Below are 17,562 nucleotides of genomic sequence, written 5' to 3' on the forward strand. Positions count from 1 at the left end.
CTCAATCCCTCACGTCGCATGCGCGAAAACGCTCAACACGCATAAACTTGAACGTTCTCCAGCGCTGATGACGAATCAGTTAAATACCATCCCGCCATCAATAATGACCGCCTGACCTGTCATGTAGTCAGAGTCAGGACCGGACAAGAACGAAACGCAGGCTGCCACATCCTCAGGCTGGGAAAGCCGCTTCAAGGTGATGTGTTGTGCAAACTGTTCCATCCCCCATTCAATACTCTGGTTGGCATTGTCCGCCACATCCTGGGCAACCTTGCGCATCATGGGAGTGTTTACAATGCCTGGGCAATATGCGTTCACCGTAATACCGAGATGGGCCAACTCACGGGCCGCTGTTTGCGTAATGCCCCGCACTGCGAACTTGGTCCCCCCATAAACAGCCAGGTCGGGGTTGCCGATATGACCTGCCTGAGAGGAAGCGCTGATGATTTTCCCGCCATGCCCCAGCGCTTTAAACGCCTTTACCGCGGCCTGTATGCCCCAGAGAACACCACCTACGTTGATATCGAACGTTCTCCTGTAGATCTCTGGCGTAATCGCTTCAATGGGAGCAATAGGCGCGATACCCGCATTATTAATGACCGCATGTAGATCACCCAAGCCATCCACCGCTGCCTGCACGGCCTTGAAAACATCCTCGCGATCAGCCACATCAACCTTTATGGCCAGAGCTTTACCCCCCTCTTTTTTGATTCTTTCAGCCACGTGACTGGCTGTTTCAATGTTCATATCAGCACAGGCTACGGCAAAGCCATCTGCCGCCAATCGCAACACGATGGCTTCACCGATCCCTTGACCTGCACCGGTTACAAAAGCGACTTTTCCTAAAGATTTGCTCATTTCAGTTTTCCTTCTCAATCGTGACGGAGAATTAGATAGCGACTACTGACTGCTCACGTACGTGCCTACGCTCAAAAACTCGCCTGAAGTTTCAGACCGGCAACCCAAGCGTTGTCCACCTCGTAGACACCGCCTGGATTACGCACGTACTGCACGTTCGGGCGTACGGTCAGCCAGTCGGTAACGTGTACGCCGTAGTTGAGTTCGATGTTGTATTCACTGTGCTGCACAGGGACATAGAGCGGGTCGTCGTAGTCGGTGATGCCCGTACTGTCATTGATCAGGCGCTGCCGTTTGGTCACGTCGTCGTTGACCTTCAGGCGCGCGACACCCAGCCCGATGTCATCCTTGGGCCGGGCATCAAAAGGGCCTTTGTAGACCGCACCAATGTTCTGGAAACTCTCGATGCCGCTGGTAGCCTTGTCATGAACGGTCAGGCTGGCAAAGACGCTCAGGCCGCGCGAGGCATCGCCGTGATGAGTGGTCAATTGCTGCTGGCCCATGATCCACGCACCATGCTTGCTGCTGCGTGATTTGGGGGCTTGGCCAGTCAGCGCCTGCGGAGCACCGTTGACATCGTCATATACGTCATTGGCGCTGGCACTGCTGTGGTAGTAACCCAGACGGTATTCACCCGGTAACGCTTCCTTGCCCAATGTTGGCTTCCAGACAACCTCCACCGGCACCAGCGCACCTTTAGTACCACTGCCGCTGAGTTTGAAGCCATTGCCGGTGCTGAGATTCGACGGGTTCTGCTCGTACACCCCGACCTGCAGCGCCCACTGCTCGTCGAGGTTGTAGCGAACGCGCAAGCCCCACTGGCTGACGGGGCCGCTATACCAGACATCCCCAGCCACGTTGCCGATGGGCGCACTGCAGAACGACAGGCTCTGGAAGTCGCACGGAAAACTGGCAAAGTCTTCATTGACACCCAAGCGACCCAGTTTGAGATCCAGGGCGCTGTCGAAAAACTTCTGGCGATACCACATCTGGGTCAGGCGCCAGGTTTGCCCCCTGCCCCACACTTCCTGCACCGAGCTGAGCTGCGGGGCGCGCGGGTCAGAGATGCGTTCGTTGGAAAGGTTATTGCCATTGCGCTCCGTCACCAGCAGCTGGAACTCGGCGTCGTCCCAGCCCAGCAGCTTCTGCAGGTCCAGGTGTGTGCCGAGCGCCCACTGCGCTGTATAGCGTGCGGTACGATCATGGTTGTAGCCACCGTGGACATTGGTGGCTGCTTCGCCGACGTAACCGACGATCACGTCAACGCCCTGCTCCAGCAGTTCGCTGCGTACCCCTCCCCAATCACCCGTTCCCCATTGCGATGAAGGGTCAGCGGCGGACGCAGGTACGGCGATGCACGACAGTAACCCAAGCCCCAGCGGCAGTTTCCAAGCGATGTTCATGTCGATTTTTCCTATTGTTTTTATGTTTTACGACACAGCGTTAACCGGACCGCAGGGCAATGCCCTGACGGCCATGAAGCAAACGATCAATTGAAAAGTGGACAGTGATGGATCAGCTCAGATGCCGGCCAGACACAGGTATTTGATCTCGAGGTAATCCTCAAGCCCGTACTTGGACCCTTCACGGCCGACACCCGACGCCTTGACCCCACCAAACGGCGCGGCCTCGGAACTGATGATGCCGGTGTTGACCCCGACGATGCCGTACTCCAGAGCCTCCCCCACTCGAAACACGCGACTCAGGTTGGCGGTATAGAAATACGCCGCCAGGCCGAACTCGGTGTCGTTGGCTTTGGCGATGACTTCGGCGTCATCAAAGAAGCGGAACACCGGCGCCAGGGGGCCGAAGGTTTCTTCCTTGGCGACCCGGGCGTTGTCAGGTACGTCCACCAGGATGGTGGGTTCGAAGAAATTCTCACCCTGGGCATGCGCGCCACCCCCCTGAACAACCTTGGCGCCCTTGGCCAGCGCATCCTCGATATGCTCGCGCACCTTGGCAACGGCCTTACCGTCGATCAGCGGCCCGAGGGTGACGCCGTCGGTAAAGCCATCGCCCACCTTCAGGGCACCGACCGCCGAAGCCAGTTTGTCGACGAACGCGTCGTACACCTTGTCGTGCACGTAAAGCCGGTTGGCGCACACGCAAGTCTGCCCGGCGTTACGGAATTTTGAGGCCAGCGCACCGTCCACGGCGGCATCGAGATCGGCATCCTCGAAGACGATAAACGGCGCGTTGCCACCCAGTTCCAGGGAGACCTTTTTGATGTCGTGGGCGCATTTCTCCATGATCTGGCGCCCGATCTCGGTGGACCCGGTAAAGGAAATCTTGCGCACCGCCGGGTTGCTGGTCAGCTCTTCGGCAATCTCCGCCGCTGCGCCCGTGACCACCGACAACACGCCCTTGGGAATGCCCGCCTGCTCAGCCAAATAGACCAATGCCAGTGCCGAGAACGGCGTCTGCGAGGCCGGTTTGATCACCATGGTGCAGCCAGCGGCCAAGGCCGGGCCGGCTTTGCGGGTGATCATTGCACTGGGGAAGTTCCAGGGCGTAATAGCGGCACAAACACCCACCGGTTGTTTGATCACCAACAGGCGCTTGTCGGTCGCGCCGGGGATCAGATCCCCGTAGACACGCTTGGCCTCCTCCGCGTACCACTCGATGTACGACGCACCAAAGACAATTTCGCCCAATGCCTCAGGCAAAGGCTTGCCCTGCTCCAGCGTCATGATGTGGGCCAGGTCGTGCTGGTTGTCGATGATCAGCTCGTACCAGCGGCGCAGCGCATTGGCCCGGGCCTTGGCAGAAAGCTCACGCCAGGCGGGCAACGCACGCTCGGAGGCTTCGATTGCACGGCGTGTTTCTGCCTTACCCATGCGCGGGACCTGGCCGATGGTCGTCCCGGTCGACGGGTTGACCACGGTGATCGTGGCTTCGTTGTCGGCAGCCAGCCAATCACCGTCGATAAACGCTTGATGACGCATCAGTTGGGGGTTGTTCAACTTCATTGCAGGTTCTCCGTTACGCGGCGCGACTTCGCCCCATCAACACTCACGGCCTTGAATTTGAAGCCCCGGTAGTCGTCGTTCCTGACGGCTGCCAACTGTTCGCTGAACGCGCCCAAGCCACCCATGTAGAAATAAACCTTGTTGCTCTTGCCGGGGATATTGGCGCCGAAGATCCACGAGTCGGTCTTGGCGAACAGCGTCTGGTCGGCAATGTCCTGGCAGGTCTTGCCCCATTCGTGCTCGCTTTGCGCCGACGGCTCCACGCAAGCCAGCTCGTTCTGCTCCATAAAGTCGATCAGCTCGGACACCCACTCCACTTCGGTTTCAATGGTCGGTGGAAGATTGGTAAAGGGACCGTTGGGCCCCAGGATCATGAACATATTGGGAAACTTGGCGGTGGCGACCGACAGGTAGCTCGACGGGCCGTCAGCCCAGTGATCCTTCATCGAGACGTTGTCGCGCCCGCGAATATCGATACGCTTGTAGTTGCCGTCCACGGCATCGAAACCGGTGGCGAACACCAGTACATCCAGCTCGTGTTCGACCCCGTCCGCCGTGCGAATGCCCTTGGCGGTGATTTCTTCAATCGGGTTGGCCTTGACGTCCACCAGCGACACATTGGGGCGATTGAAGGTGGCGTAGTAGCCGCTGTCGCACAACGGTCGCTTGGCGTAGAGATCGCGGGGCATCAACTTGCGTGCGGTTTCCGGGTCCTTGACGATTTCAGCGATTTTCTCGCGGACGAAGTTCTGGGCCTCGACGTTGGCTTCTTCGCTGGTGGCGATATCGTTGAAGGTCTGGAACATGTAGCGGAAACCGCCACCTCCGTCCCAGGCGCGCTGGAAGATGGCTTTTCGTTCGGCAGCGTCCACGCTCATGGTGGGGACGTCGCTCTCCGGGAAGCCGAACGCTAGCCGCGAGGAACGCACTTCCTTCCAGATGGCATCATAGTTGCGCTTGATGTCGTCGACGTATTCGCGACTGACCGGGCCGTTGCCCACCGGCACGGTGTACTGCGCGGAACGCTGGAACACCGTGAGGTGGCCGACGGTCGGCGCGATCGCGGTGATGACTTGGCAGCCCGTGGACCCGGTGCCTATCACTCCCACCCGCTTGCCTTCTAGTACCGCATCGGCCGGCCAGTTGGCGGTGTGGTACATGTGCCCCTTGAATTGGTCCAAGCCGTTGATCTTCGGCACGTTCGTCGCGGACAGCAGGCCCAGCGCAGTCACCAGGTACTTGGCGCTGTATTGATGGCCATCGTCAGCCGTCACCAGCCAGCGGCCGCTCTGCTCGTCGAACACCGCGGCGGTGATCCCGGTTTCCAACTGGATATCACGACGCAAGTCATGTCGATCTACCGCATGGTTAAGGTAGGACAGAATCTGCGGCTGGGTCAGGTAGCGCGTGGTGATATCCCACTGCTGGCAAAGCTCGCGGTCCCAGGAGAAGCAGTAGACGAACGTTTCACTGTCGGATAGCGCACCGGGGTAACGGTTCCAGAACCAAGTGCCGCCAATTCCGCCGGCTTTGTCGAAGGCGCGAACTTTCAAACCCAGTTCATCGCGCAACTTCTTGAGCATGTAAATGCCGCCGAAACCTGCGCCAATCACAATGGCGTCGTAGTGGATGATGTCGGTGCCAACAGAACGTTTGGCCAGAACTGTAGTTGTCATTGTGTTCTCCTATTTCGATCAGTTCGCTCGCCGACTTGAACAAAGTGACAGGCAAGCCGTATCCGTTTCCCTGAGCCGGGCGCCCAGGAAAAGTCATCGTCAATGTGTGCGTAGCGGGCCAAGACCGGCCCGTGGGTTTAACTAAAGCGAGAAGCCGCCGTCGACGGCGATAGCCTGGCCGGTGACATGGGGTGCGCAGGCCAGGTAAACCGCAAGTTGGCCCATGTCATCCACGGTTTGCGCTTCACCCTGAGGCAGCAGGCTGGACTGATGCCGCTCCCAGGACTGCACTTCGGATTCGCCAGGCTGGGCCCAGCGCGCGGAAAGCCCCTCGTCACCGCGCCACATGCCTGTGCCGACCACGCCCGGGCAGAGGGCATTGACGGTGATACCTTCGCGGGCAACTTCCTTGGCGAAGGCATTGGTAAAACCGATCACCGCGAACTTGGAGGCGCTGTAGTGAGAGAGATCCGGGAAGCCGACTTTGCCGGCAATTGAAGCCAGGTTGATGATGCGGCCGAAGTTATGCTCGCGCATCAGCTTGAGCTCAGCCTGACAGCACAGGAATACACCGCGCGCGTTGATATTCATGATGCGGTCCCACTCGCTGACAGCCAGTTCGTCAACCCGGCCGAGGCTTACCACGCCAGCATTGTTGACGGCCACATCAAGACGGCCAAATTGCTCCCTGACCTGCTCGATCAGGCTGGCGACGCTCTCGGGTTTGCTGACGTCAACGTGCAGGGCCACGGCCCTGCGACCCAAGGCCCGTACGAGGGCGGCAGCCTCTTCGGCGATACCCAAGTCATAATCAGCGAGCACCAGGTCTGCACCTGCCTGGGCCAGGCTCAGCGCAATGCCCTGACCAATCCCACGGCCCGCACCCGTCACCAGGGCGACCTTGCCATTCAGGGAGAAATTCACAGCGTTGAATTCGCTCATGTAGTGCCTCTGTCATTATTGTTGTTGAGATACGACCGTTCGGCGCGGCCTGCTGAGACTGACAGAGCAAGTCGAATGCCAACACCGAAATAAATGGCTGTAAAGCCCGGAATAGACGATTCGAGAGAACAATCGCAGTCCACGACACCACCGCCACAGCAAGACATAACCGCTCGTGTCTGCCGTGGGACGTTGCGAATACTGAGCGGTTATGTCTCACCGGCACCGGCTGACGGAATCAGCTTGAAGGGATCGGCCAAGCCGCCTTTAATGGCCATCAACAGAAAAATAAGATCCAACCCTCGGAGGTACCATGTCCTCTGGTTTTTCGAAGACTCATGTGGAACACGTGAGTCGCGTGTTGCGCACTGCCCAGAATGCCCCGACCCTGCCGGTGCCGAATGCCATCCTCGATTCCTGGCGCCGCTCGGCACAGCACTACAAGCTCGACCCGGGTTCGTTACAGGGCCCGAGGGTTCTGGAGGCACACCAGATCAATGAGCACCGCCAGCGTGTCGACGATTTCCTGCACCTGGCCGGTGATGAGATGTCGCGGCTGCATAGCCGCGTACGAGACGCCGACTACTGTGTGATGCTCACCGATACGCTGGGTTGCACCGTCGACTATCGGATCGAATCGACCCTGCGCGGCGAGTACCGCCGTTCCGGCATGGATGTCGGCACCTGCTGGTCGGAAAAGGAAGAAGGTACGACCGCTGTCAGCGCGGTGTTGATCGACAAACTGCCGGTCACCGTGCACAAGCATGATCATTTCCGCGCGGCGTTTATTGGCAATACCTGCTCGGCGGCGCCGATATTTTCACCCAACGGCGAGATCCTGGCGGTATTGGACGTCTCTTCAGTGCGCGCACCGGACGACCGACGCAGCCAGCATCTGATCCGGCAGATGGTTATCCAAAGTGCCATCGACCTTGAAAATGCCTACTTCATGTACAGCACCCAAGACCTGTGGGTGTTACGCGCCCATCCCCTGCCCGGATACGTCGACAGCCAGCCTCAGTGCCTGTTCGCCTGGGACCGTGATGGCCGCATCGTAGCGCTCAACCCTGCCGCGCGACGCCTGCTGTTGCAGCGCTGTGGCCGGATCCCCACACATGTCGACGAAGCCTTCGCCTCAGCGCAACTGCCTGCCGCCGGGGATGACAACATCCACTACCTGCCGACGATGGGCCTGCATGTACGCCTCAAGGTGCCGCGCCGGCCCATCAGTGCGCCCGCAGCCAGCACACTGGCGTCAGCCGTCGACCCTAAGGTCGCCCAAGCGCTGGAGCTGGCGGTGCGCGTCAAGGATCGCGGGCTGCCTGTGCTGATTCATGGTGAGACCGGAGCCGGCAAGGAGCACTTTGCTCTGCAACTGCACGCCGCCAGTAAACGCCGCGACAAGGCCTTCGTGGCGATCAACTGTGCGGCGATACCCGAGAGCTTGATTGAGAGCGAGCTGTTCGGCTATGCCGCCGGTGCCTTCACCGGCGCCTCCAGCAAAGGCATGCTCGGTCTGTTGCAGCAGGCGGACGGCGGCACCCTGTTCCTGGATGAAATCGGCGACATGCCGCTGTCCTTGCAAACGCGCCTGCTGCGGGTGTTAAGCGAGGGTGAGGTAGCGCCATTGGGTGCAGCGCGCGCGCAGTCGATCGACATCCAGATCATCTGCGCCAGCCACCGCGATATCGCCACTCTGGTTGAAACCGGGCACTTCCGCGAGGACCTGTTCTTCCGCTTGAGCGGCGCGCGCTTCGATATCCCGCCGCTGCGCGAGCGTAAGGACAAGCTGGCGCTGATCACTAAACTGCTGGAAGAAGAATGCGCACGCTCGGGGGAACGCTTGGAGTTAAGCGAAGCGGCACTGGAAATGCTGCTGAATTACAGCTGGCCCGGCAATATGCGGCAATTGCACCACGTGCTGCGCTACGCCTGTGCTATATGCAAAAGCCAGGTGATTGGGGTGGAGGATCTACCGGTGACACTGAGCGTGAGTGCACCTGCGAAAGGTTTGAACACTGTCTCTGGGAGTCCAGAGCGCCAAGCCTTGATTGATACGCTGGTGCGCAATCGCTGGAAGCCGCTGTTGGCCGCGCAGGAGCTGGGGATATCCCGTGCAACGCTGTATCGCAAGGTCAACCTGCACGGCATCAAGATGCCGGGCAAAGGCTCATACGACTGAGACTCGCCAGGCGCCGCGTACCGGCGCCTGGTTCATCCTTAAAGGGCTTGCTGAAGCGCTGGCACTGCTTCGAACAAGTCCGCCACCAGGCCGTAATCGGCCACCTGGAAGATCGGCGCTTCTTCGTCCTTGTTGATCGCAACGATCACTTTGGAGTCTTTCATGCCGGCCAGGTGCTGGATCGCGCCGGAGATACCGACGGCGATGTACAGCTGTGGAGCAACGATCTTGCCGGTCTGACCGACCTGCATATCGTTGGGTACGAAACCTGCGTCGACCGCGGCGCGGGAAGCACCGACGGCAGCGCCCAGCTTGTCAGCCAGGGCGTACAGGTGTTTGAAGTTGTCGCCGTTCTGCATGCCGCGGCCGCCGGAAACGACGATCTTGGCAGCGGTCAGTTCCGGACGATCGGACTTGGCCAGTTCTTCGCCGACGAAGCTGGAAATACCAGCATCGTGAGCAGCTGCAACGGCTTCAACAGCCGCCGAACCACCTTCAGCAGCGACCGGGTCGAAACCGGTAGCACGCACGGTGATGACTTTGACCGCAGCGTTCGACTGAACGGTTGCGATGGCGTTACCGGCGTAGATCGGGCGCTTGAAGGTATCAGCGCTTTCGACCGAGATGATCTCGGAGATCTGGTCAACGTCCAGCTGAGCGGCAACGCGCGGCAGGATGTTTTTGCCGTTGGAAGTCGCGGCAGCCAGGATGTGGCTGTAGCCCTTGCCCAACTCGGCCACCAGCGGCGCAACGTTTTCCGGCAGTTGGTGAGTGTAGGCGGCGTTATCGGCCACCAGCACTTTAGCCACGCCAGCGATTTTCGCAGCGGCTTCAGCCACGGCGCCAGCGCCCTGACCTGCAACCAGAACGTGGATGTCACCACCGATTTTAACGGCGGCAGCCACGGTGTTCAGCGTGGCCGGGGCCAGCACTTTGTTGTCGTGTTCTGCTATAACCAAGATAGTCATTTCTGGCTCCTTAACTCAAAGCACCTTCGCTTCGTTTTTCAGTTTCTCGACCAGTTCAGCCACCGACTTGACCTTGATACCCGCGCTGCGTGCAGCTGGCGCTTCGACTTTCACGGTCTTGTTGGTGGAGGCGGTGGAAACGCCCAAAGCGTCCGGAGTCAGCACTTCAAGAGGCTTCTTCTTGGCTTTCATGATGTTTGGCAGGGACGCGTAGCGCGGCTCGTTCAAACGCAGGTCGGTGGTGACGATAGCCGGCAGTTTCAGGGAAACCGTCTGCGCGCCGCCGTCGACTTCGCGAGTCACGGCAACCGTGTCGCCGCTGATTTCGACTTTGGAGGCGAACGTACCCTGACCGTAGCCGCTCAATGCCGCGAGCATCTGACCAGTCTGGTTGTTGTCGCTGTCGATGGCTTGTTTGCCAAGGATCACCAGCTGAGGCTGTTCCTTGTCGACAACAGCCTTGAGCAGCTTGGCAACGGCGAGCGACGTCAGGTCTTCAGCGGATTCGACGAGGATGGCGCGGTCGGCACCCAGAGCTAGCGCGGTGCGCAGTTGCTCTTGAGCGGTGGACGGGCCGATGGAGACGACGACGATTTCAGTCGCAACACCTTTCTCTTTCAGGCGTACGGCTTCTTCCACTGCGATTTCGCAGAACGGGTTCATCGACATCTTCACGTTGGCGAGGTCGACGCCGGAATTGTCCGCCTTGACGCGAACCTTGACGTTGTAGTCGACCACTCGTTTGATAGCTACGAGGACTTTCATGGATAACTCCATTACAAAATAGTGAACCCGGCTCACCCTCGGCGGGCCGGGCAAAGCAGATCAGCGCGCGCCCAACTGCTCAATGACACCGCTGGCCTTCAACTGCGCCAGACGCTCGTCATCCAACCCCAACTGACGTTTGAGCACTTCATCCGTATGCTCGCCGAGCATCGGCGCCGGTCGCAGGTATTCCACCGGCGTGCCGGACAGCTTGATCGGGCTCCCAACGGTCACGAAATCGGCCTTCAGCGGATGGGGAATCGTCACCAGCATATTGCGCGCCTTGACCTGAGGCTCATCCAACGCCTGTGCGATGGTGTTGATCGCCCCTATCGGCACGCCCCGGGGATGGATACGGTCGATCCACGCCTGCGCACAGCCCTCAAGGAAGTGCCGCGACAAGATCTCGATAATCGTCTCGCGATTGGCAACGCGGTCGGCGTTACGCATGAAGCGCGGGTCTTGAGACAGATGCGCCAGGCCGATAGCTTCACACAGAGCGACGAATTGCGAGTCATTGCCGCAAGCGATGATGAAGTCCTGGTCGCTGGCGCGAAACACCTGATACGGCACTATGTTGGCGTGGGCATTGCCGTAACGGCCGGGTGGTTTGCCCGAGGCTAGGTAGTTCTGGCTCTGGTTGCACAAGGTGGCGACCTGCACATCCAGCAGCGCCATATCGATGTGCTGACCCACGCCGGTCTTTTCCCGGCTGAGCAACGCCGCCTGGATCGCGACCGTGGAATAAAGCCCGGTCATCAGATCGGAAAACGCCACGCCGACCTTTTGCGGCCCGCCACCGGGCAGGTCATCGCGCTCGCCGGTGATGCTCATCAGCCCGCCGATGCCCTGCACGATAAAGTCGTAGCCCGGCTCAGCAGCGCGCGGGCCGGTCTGCCCAAAGCCGGTGACGGAGCAGTACACCAGTCGCGGGTTCAGTTGCGCCAGCGAGGCGTAATCCAACCCATACTTGGCCAGGGAGCCGGCCTTGTAGTTTTCGATCAGCACATCGCAATCGGTCGCCAACGCACGCACCAGTTCCTGCCCTTCCGGGCTGGCCAGGTTCAGTGCCACCGATAACTTGCCGCGATTGGTCGACTGATAATAAGAGGCCTCGGAGGTCAACTCATCGCTCTGGCCCTTCATCCAGGGCGGGCCCCAGCCACGAGTGTCGTCGCCCGCGCCCGGCCGTTCGACCTTGATCACTTCGGCGCCCAGGTCGGCCAGTGTTTGCCCGCACCAGGGGCCGGCAAGCACACGGCTCAAGTCGAGCACGCGGTATCCAGTCAAAGCACCCATGTCATTTCACCTTTGCTTGAGCGTTTACACACGCTCGATAACCATCGCCAGCCCTTGGCCGACACCGATACACAGACTGACCACGGCGTAACGTTTGCCGCATTCCCGCAATGCTCGTGCGGTGCTCAGCGCCAAGCGAGCACCCGAGGCACCCAGCGGGTGGCCGACCGCGATCGCTCCGCCGTTGGGGTTGACCCGAGGGTCGTCTAACGCCAGGCCAAGCCCCTTGAGGCAGCCCAGTACCTGGCTGGCAAACGCTTCGTTGATTTCGATGATATCCATGTCCGCCAGCGTCAGCCCGGCGCGGGCCAGGGCCTTGTTGATCGCCTCCACCGGGCCGACACCCATGATGCGCGGAGCCACACCCGCAGCGGCACTCGACAGGATACGCACCATAGGCACCAACCCGTGGCGCTCACCCGCATCAGCCGTACCGATCAGCAGTGCTGCGGCCCCATCGTTGACACCTGACGCATTGCCGGCGGTGACCACGCCCCCTTCGTGCAAGGGGCGCAGACGAGTAAGTGCGGCAAGGTCAGATTGCGGGCGGGGGTGTTCGTCTTGCTCCACCAGATGGGGCGGCGTCCTGCGGCCGGTGGGCACGCTGACGCCGAGCAGTTCTTCGTTGAAGAAACCACGTGTGCGCGCGGCTTCGTAATTGGCTTGGGAGCGTGCGGCGAACACATCGGCCTGGGCCCGCTCGATGCCGTACTCCTGGGCCACGTTGTCGCCGGTCTGAGGCATGCTGTCATTGCCGAACTCGGCAACAATCCTGGGGTTGGGAAAGCGTGCGCCGATGGTGCTGTCGTACATCGTAAAGTCGCGGCTGTAGGCCGTTTCGGCTTTGGCCATGACGAAGGGCGCGCGCGACATGCTCTCCACTCCGCCGGCAACAAACAGTTCACCTTCCTTACAGGTCACCGCGCGTGCGGCATCGATTACCGCGGCCAGCCCGCTGGCACACAACCGATTGACCGTCTGCCCCGGAACCGTCACCGGCAAACCGGCGAGCAGTGCGACGTGGCGCGCGATATTACGGCTGTCTTCGCCGGCCTGATTGGTATTGCCGAGAATCACATCCTCAATGGCGTCACCAGGGATGGCATGTCGCGCAAGCAGTTCTCGAATCACATGAGCAGCAAGATCATCGGGTCGAACGGGTGCGAGTGCACCGCCGTGGCGACCGAAAGGAGTACGTAATCCTGCGAAGATGTAGGCGTCGAGCATGGAAGTATCCTGAGGATAGAAAGGTCAGGTTAGTGTCGGTTCGGCGTGGCACAGCGATAGGCCGATGGTCGCGCGTCGACGCAGCCAAGGGCCCGGCCGGTAACGCGGATCCCCCGTCAATTCGCTCATGCGCTCAAGGATGGTCAGCAGGCGTTTGCTGCCGACACTGTCGCCCCAGGCCAACGGTCCCTGCGGATACCCCAGCCCCCGACGCACACCCTCATCGAGGTCTTCGACGCTGGCGATGCGCTGCTGGACGATATCGCCGGCCAGGTTGACGATCATGGCGAGTACGCGCTGGGCGACGAAGCCGACACTGTCGTTGATCACGCTGACCCCCACACCGTCGCGAGCGAGCAATGCATGTGCGGCATTGCGCATGTCGACCCGGGTTGCCGGGTTCACCATCAGCGTGCGGTAGCGAGCGCAGTCGAGCAGCGGGTCGATGCATACCGTGCGCGCCGGGTCGGTGGCGAAGCGTTCCGCAGCGCTGGTGGCATCCAGGCCATAGGGTGCCAGCAAGCAGAGTGCTTCGCTGGATGGCGTGGCGCCCTGCTCCACTTGCGCGCCCAACTGCTCCAGCAAAGCAATCAGGTTGAAACGATCAACCTCGTTCTCAGTACCCAGCCAAACCGGCGGTAGCGCGTCCACAACCGGCACTGCCTGCGCCTGGGGCGCATCAATCATTTGGCCATTGGCGTATCGGTAAAAGCCACGCCCGACCTTGCGACCGACGTACCCTGCCTCAAGCATCTGCCGAGTCAACGCTGCCGGGCGATATCGAGGCTCTTGGTAAAACTGGTTGTAGATCGACTCGATCACCGGGTGCGAGACATCCAGGGCAGTAAGGTCGAACAGCTCCAGCGGCCCCATGCGAAAGCCAAGACCTTCGCGCAGGATACGGTCGATTTCGGCGGGCTCAGTCACACCTTCCTTGAGGATTTGCAGCGCCTCGGTGCTGTAGGCTCGTCCCGCATGGTTGATGATGAAACCTGGCGTGTCCTTGGCTCGAATACCACGATGGCCCATGCGCGATGCCAACGCCTGCAAGCGATCACCCACTTGCGGATCACTGGCAAGACCGTCGATGACTTCCACGACTTTCATCAATGGCACCGGATTGAAGAAATGGAACCCCGCGACTCGCTCAGGACGCCGACATTCCCGGGCGATGCTAGTCACAGACAGCGACGAGGTATTGGTTGCCAGAATGCAATCGTCACCAACCACCGCTTCAAGCTGTGCGAGCAAAGCCTGCTTGGCATCGAGGCGCTCAATAATGGCTTCGATGACCAGGTCGACGTCCTTGAGTTCGGTCAGCGCAGTCGCTACCCGCAGGCGATCGAGTATGGTCTGTGCGTCTGCACCGAGGATCTTGCCCTTGCTCACCAGCTTGTCCAGCGTCTGTTCAAGGTTATCGCGAGCGGTCCGGGCAGCGCCTTCGCGGTTATCAAACAGCAGGACCTGAATACCGGCCTGGGCGGCAATCTGGGCTATGCCGGTGCCCATGATGCCAGCCCCCACAACCGCCATATGATTGATCTCGCGTGTCATGAATCATTCTCCCGAGAAGGTGGCTTTGCGTTTTTCAAGGAAGGCACTGGCACCCTCTTTCTGATCCCTGGAATCGAACAGCAGCTGAAACGCCTTGCGCTCCAACGCCAGGGCGCTATCCAGTGGCAAGTCGGCACCGAGCAACATCACTTCCTTGATCTGCGCGACAGCCAGCGGTGGCAAGGCGGCTATTTGAGCAGCCAGCTCAAGGGCTCGCGGCACCGTGCGCTCGTCACTCACCACCTCGCTGACCATGCCCATGGCCAGCGCTTCGGGGGCCGGGACCAGACAGCCTGTCAGTGCGATACGCATCGCCTGGAATTTGCCGACGGCGCGAATCAACCGTTGGGTGCCACCGGCGCCCGGCATCAGGCCAAGCTTGACCTCAGGCTGCCCGAAGCGTGCCGATTGCCCTGCAACGATGATGTCGCAGTGCATCGCCAATTCGCAGCCGCCTCCCAGGGCGAAACCATTTACCGCTGCGATCACAGGTTTAGGGCAACGAGCGATGGCCTCCCACAAGTACTCTGTGTGGCGACGATACATTTCAATGGGGCTGGCTTCGGCGAACTCGCGGATGTCGGCACCGGCGACAAAGCACTGTTCACCACCGGTGAGGACGATCGCACGCACCCGTTCATTGCCAGCCAGAGAGCGAAAGATGTCTGCCAACTGTTCGCGCACTGCGCCGTTGAGCGCGTTCTTGACCTCAGGACGCTGGATCCGTACGACGGCGACGGCGTCATCGCGGATTTGCAGATCCACTACAGCTTTAAGCTGGGAGTCCATACCTACCTCTTATTTTTGTTTCGCTATACGAAACTGAATACCGTAATTACGATCAATCATAGATACGCTTTTAAATTTCTGTAAACAGGAAAACCAATAAATCTAATTTATCCATTAATTTACAATGAGTTACTAAGAATAAATAAATAGATTGGTTTTTTTTTGAGCCCCTAATACAATTTCGCCAGACGAAACTGTATTTTATTTTCTTGCATTTCTCGAAAGTGAGGTTCTACCATGGGTCGCAACAAGGCAGATCACCCGGCCGCCGACAAAACGAAAGGAGCGGATGAAATCGGCTTGCTGAAGATGGGTATGCTCGACCCCGCCAGCGCGCTGAGCGAAGACGAAAGCAGTGGCCAGTTCGTAACGGCGTTGGCACGCGGTCTTGAGCTGATGAGGTGTTTCACGCCACGCGACAACGTGCTCGGCAATCAGGACCTGGCGCGAATGACCGGGCTGCCCAAACCGACCGTGACGCGTCTGACCAATACGTTGATGCGCCTGGGCTGCCTCAAGCGTGAAGTGCATTCAGGCAAGTATCAGTTGGACGTAGGTGTGTTGGGTTTCGGTTACGCCATGTTGTCGAATCTGGCGATTCGCACGGTGGCTCACCCCTTGATGGAGGAATTGGCCAATCACGCCCAGGCGGCCGTCGCCATGGCCGCCCGCGATCGTCTTCAGATGGTTTACCTGGATGTGGTTCAGGGCCAGGGCAACATGACCATGCGTCGGCAGATCGGCAGTTACTTGCCGTTGGCGCAGAGTTCGGTGGGCCGGGCGTGCCTTGCTGCGATGCCGGAAACCGAGCGGGAGTTTCTGCTCGATCACATTCGCCAGCGCGAATCGGAGCAATGGCCAGCCATCCGCAAGGGACTGGACAAAGCGTTCAGGGATTTCGCCGACTACGGCTTCTGCCTGTCGATCGGTGAGTGGCATCGCGACGTCAACTCCGTTGCAGTGCCATTGCTGCACCCGCAGTACGGGTTACTGACCTTCAACTGCGGTGGACCGAGCTTTCAGCTACCCCGTGAACAGCTCGTGGACGATATCGGGCCTCGCCTGATCAACATGGTCAATAACATTGGCGCCGCTGCTCGCTGACGCAACGGAGTAACGGCGCCCTAAAAAAAACGGCTCGCTTGCGAGCCTTAGGAGCGCACATGATCCGTGATACCGAAACCCTGCAGATTCTGTTGGATTCCCTTCGTCAGTTCGTCAGCGAAGTGCTGATTCCTCGTGAAAACGAGGTGGCTGACACAGACGCCATCCCTCAGGACATCGTCGAGCAGATGCGGGAAATGGGCCTGTTTGGCCTGACGCTTCCGGAAGAGTTTGGCGGTTTGGGCGTCACGATGGAGGAAGAGGTGAATATCGCCTTCGAGCTGGGTCGCACTTCACCGGCCTTTCGCTCCTACATCGGTACCAACAACGGGATCGGCTCCATCGGCATCCTCCTGGACGGCACTGAAGAACAGAAGCATCACTACCTGCCCAAGCTGGCCAGCGGCGAGCTACTCAGTTCTTTCTGCTTGACTGAGCCAGACGCTGGCTCAGACGCCGCCTCGCTCAAAACCCACGCCGTGCGCGACGGCGACAGCTACATTCTCAATGGCACCAAGCGCTTCATCACCAATGCCCCGCACGCCGGGATCTATACGGTGATGGCGCGAACCAATCCCGAGATCAAAGGCGCCGCCGGCATCAGCGCGTTTATTGTCGAGCGCGGCACACCCGGTGTTTCACTGGGCAAACCCGACCACAAAATGGGCCACAAGGGTGCTCACACCTGCGACGTCATATTCGAGAATGCGCGGGTCCCGGCCAGTCAACTGATCGGCGGTGTCGAAGGTGTAGGCTTCAAGACCGCGATGAAAGTACTCGACAAGGGTCGCCTGCATATTGCGGCTTTGAGTGTCGGCGCCGCTGAGCGGATGCTCGACGATGCCTTGCGCTACGCAATGGAGCGCAAACAGTTCGGCAAACCGATCGCCGAGTTCCAACTGATCCAGGCCATGCTCGCTGACAGCAAGGCTGAAATCTATGCAAGTCGCTGCATGGTGCTGGATGCCGCACGCAAGCGTGACGACGGACGCAACGTCAGCACTGAAGCCTCCTGCGCCAAGATGTTCTCCACTGAAATGTGCGGACGGGTCGCCGACCGCTGCGTGCAGGTTCATGGTGGTGCCGGTTATGTGAGCGAATACGCCATCGAGCGCTTCTATCGGGATGTTCGCCTGTTCCGCATTTACGAAGGCACTACCCAGATCCAGCAGATAGTCATCGCCCGAAACATGATCCGCGACGCTCAAAGCTGAGGCCACGGGCTTTCA

Annotated in this window: 14 protein-coding genes; 3 read left to right on the forward strand and 11 right to left on the reverse strand. The window is 59.7% G+C overall.

Annotated features, from left to right (window positions below):
• Positions 1–75: 75 nt before the first annotated feature.
• From ACA059_RS19000 to ACA059_RS19020, 5 genes are all read right to left on the reverse strand, one after another.
• The gene (locus ACA059_RS19000; protein WP_497630521.1) at positions 76–858 is read right to left on the reverse strand and encodes a (S)-acetoin forming diacetyl reductase; all 783 of its coding nucleotides are present in this window, start codon (positions 856–858) and stop codon (positions 76–78) included.
• Between the two features lie 71 nt (positions 859–929).
• Positions 930–2,261 carry a carbohydrate porin gene (locus tag ACA059_RS19005; protein ID WP_497630522.1) on the reverse strand — a complete coding sequence of 444 codons (1,332 nt, stop codon included), beginning with the start codon at positions 2,259–2,261 and terminating at the stop codon, positions 930–932.
• 117 nt (positions 2,262–2,378) lie between these two features.
• The gene (gene gabD, locus ACA059_RS19010) at positions 2,379–3,827 is read right to left on the reverse strand and encodes an NADP-dependent succinate-semialdehyde dehydrogenase (protein WP_497630523.1); all 1,449 of its coding nucleotides are present in this window, start codon (positions 3,825–3,827) and stop codon (positions 2,379–2,381) included.
• Complete coding sequence (locus ACA059_RS19015; RefSeq protein ID WP_497630524.1) at positions 3,824–5,503, reverse strand: flavin-containing monooxygenase; 1,680 nt, start codon at positions 5,501–5,503, stop codon at positions 3,824–3,826. Before ACA059_RS19015 ends, gabD begins: the two co-directional genes overlap by 4 nt.
• 141 nt (positions 5,504–5,644) lie before the next feature.
• The gene (locus tag ACA059_RS19020) at positions 5,645–6,445 is read right to left on the reverse strand and encodes an SDR family NAD(P)-dependent oxidoreductase (RefSeq protein ID WP_497630525.1); all 801 of its coding nucleotides are present in this window, start codon (positions 6,443–6,445) and stop codon (positions 5,645–5,647) included.
• A 313-nt stretch (positions 6,446–6,758) separates the two neighbouring features.
• Between ACA059_RS19020 and ACA059_RS19025 the strand changes: the two genes are divergently transcribed.
• Positions 6,759–8,627, forward strand: a complete 1,869-nt coding sequence (locus ACA059_RS19025) for a sigma-54-dependent Fis family transcriptional regulator (protein ID WP_497630527.1) — start codon at positions 6,759–6,761, stop codon at positions 8,625–8,627.
• 38 nt (positions 8,628–8,665) lie between these two features.
• Here the strand turns inward: ACA059_RS19025 and ACA059_RS19030 are convergent, their stop codons facing one another.
• The 6 genes from ACA059_RS19030 to ACA059_RS19055 are packed head-to-tail and all read right to left on the reverse strand — an operon-like array spanning position 8,666 to position 15,229.
• Complete coding sequence (locus ACA059_RS19030) at positions 8,666–9,595, reverse strand: electron transfer flavoprotein subunit alpha/FixB family protein (protein WP_497630528.1); 930 nt, start codon at positions 9,593–9,595, stop codon at positions 8,666–8,668.
• Positions 9,596–9,610: 15 nt separating this feature from the next.
• Complete coding sequence (locus tag ACA059_RS19035) at positions 9,611–10,360, reverse strand: electron transfer flavoprotein subunit beta/FixA family protein (protein WP_497630529.1); 750 nt, start codon at positions 10,358–10,360, stop codon at positions 9,611–9,613.
• Positions 10,361–10,420: 60 nt separating this feature from the next.
• Positions 10,421–11,659 (reverse strand): CaiB/BaiF CoA transferase family protein, encoded by a 1,239-nt coding sequence (locus ACA059_RS19040; protein WP_497630530.1) that lies wholly within the window; start codon positions 11,657–11,659, stop codon positions 10,421–10,423.
• Positions 11,660–11,683: 24 nt separating this feature from the next.
• Complete coding sequence (locus ACA059_RS19045; protein WP_497630531.1) at positions 11,684–12,886, reverse strand: 3-oxoadipyl-CoA thiolase; 1,203 nt, start codon at positions 12,884–12,886, stop codon at positions 11,684–11,686.
• A 24-nt stretch (positions 12,887–12,910) separates the two neighbouring features.
• Positions 12,911–14,440: a 3-hydroxyacyl-CoA dehydrogenase gene (locus ACA059_RS19050; protein ID WP_497630533.1), complete on the reverse strand. Its 1,530-nt coding sequence runs from the start codon at positions 14,438–14,440 to the stop codon at positions 12,911–12,913.
• 3 nt (positions 14,441–14,443) lie between these two features.
• Positions 14,444–15,229 (reverse strand): enoyl-CoA hydratase, encoded by a 786-nt coding sequence (locus ACA059_RS19055; protein ID WP_497630534.1) that lies wholly within the window; start codon positions 15,227–15,229, stop codon positions 14,444–14,446.
• Between the two features lie 237 nt (positions 15,230–15,466).
• On the opposite strand from ACA059_RS19055, the gene ACA059_RS19060 reads away from it, so the two are divergent.
• Complete coding sequence (locus ACA059_RS19060) at positions 15,467–16,333, forward strand: IclR family transcriptional regulator (RefSeq protein WP_497630535.1); 867 nt, start codon at positions 15,467–15,469, stop codon at positions 16,331–16,333.
• Positions 16,334–16,392: 59 nt separating this feature from the next.
• Positions 16,393–17,547 carry an acyl-CoA dehydrogenase family protein gene (locus ACA059_RS19065; protein ID WP_497630536.1) on the forward strand — a complete coding sequence of 385 codons (1,155 nt, stop codon included), beginning with the start codon at positions 16,393–16,395 and terminating at the stop codon, positions 17,545–17,547.
• Positions 17,548–17,562 lie beyond the last annotated feature (15 nt).

This window comes from Pseudomonas sp. LBUM1647 (assembly GCF_059716175.1).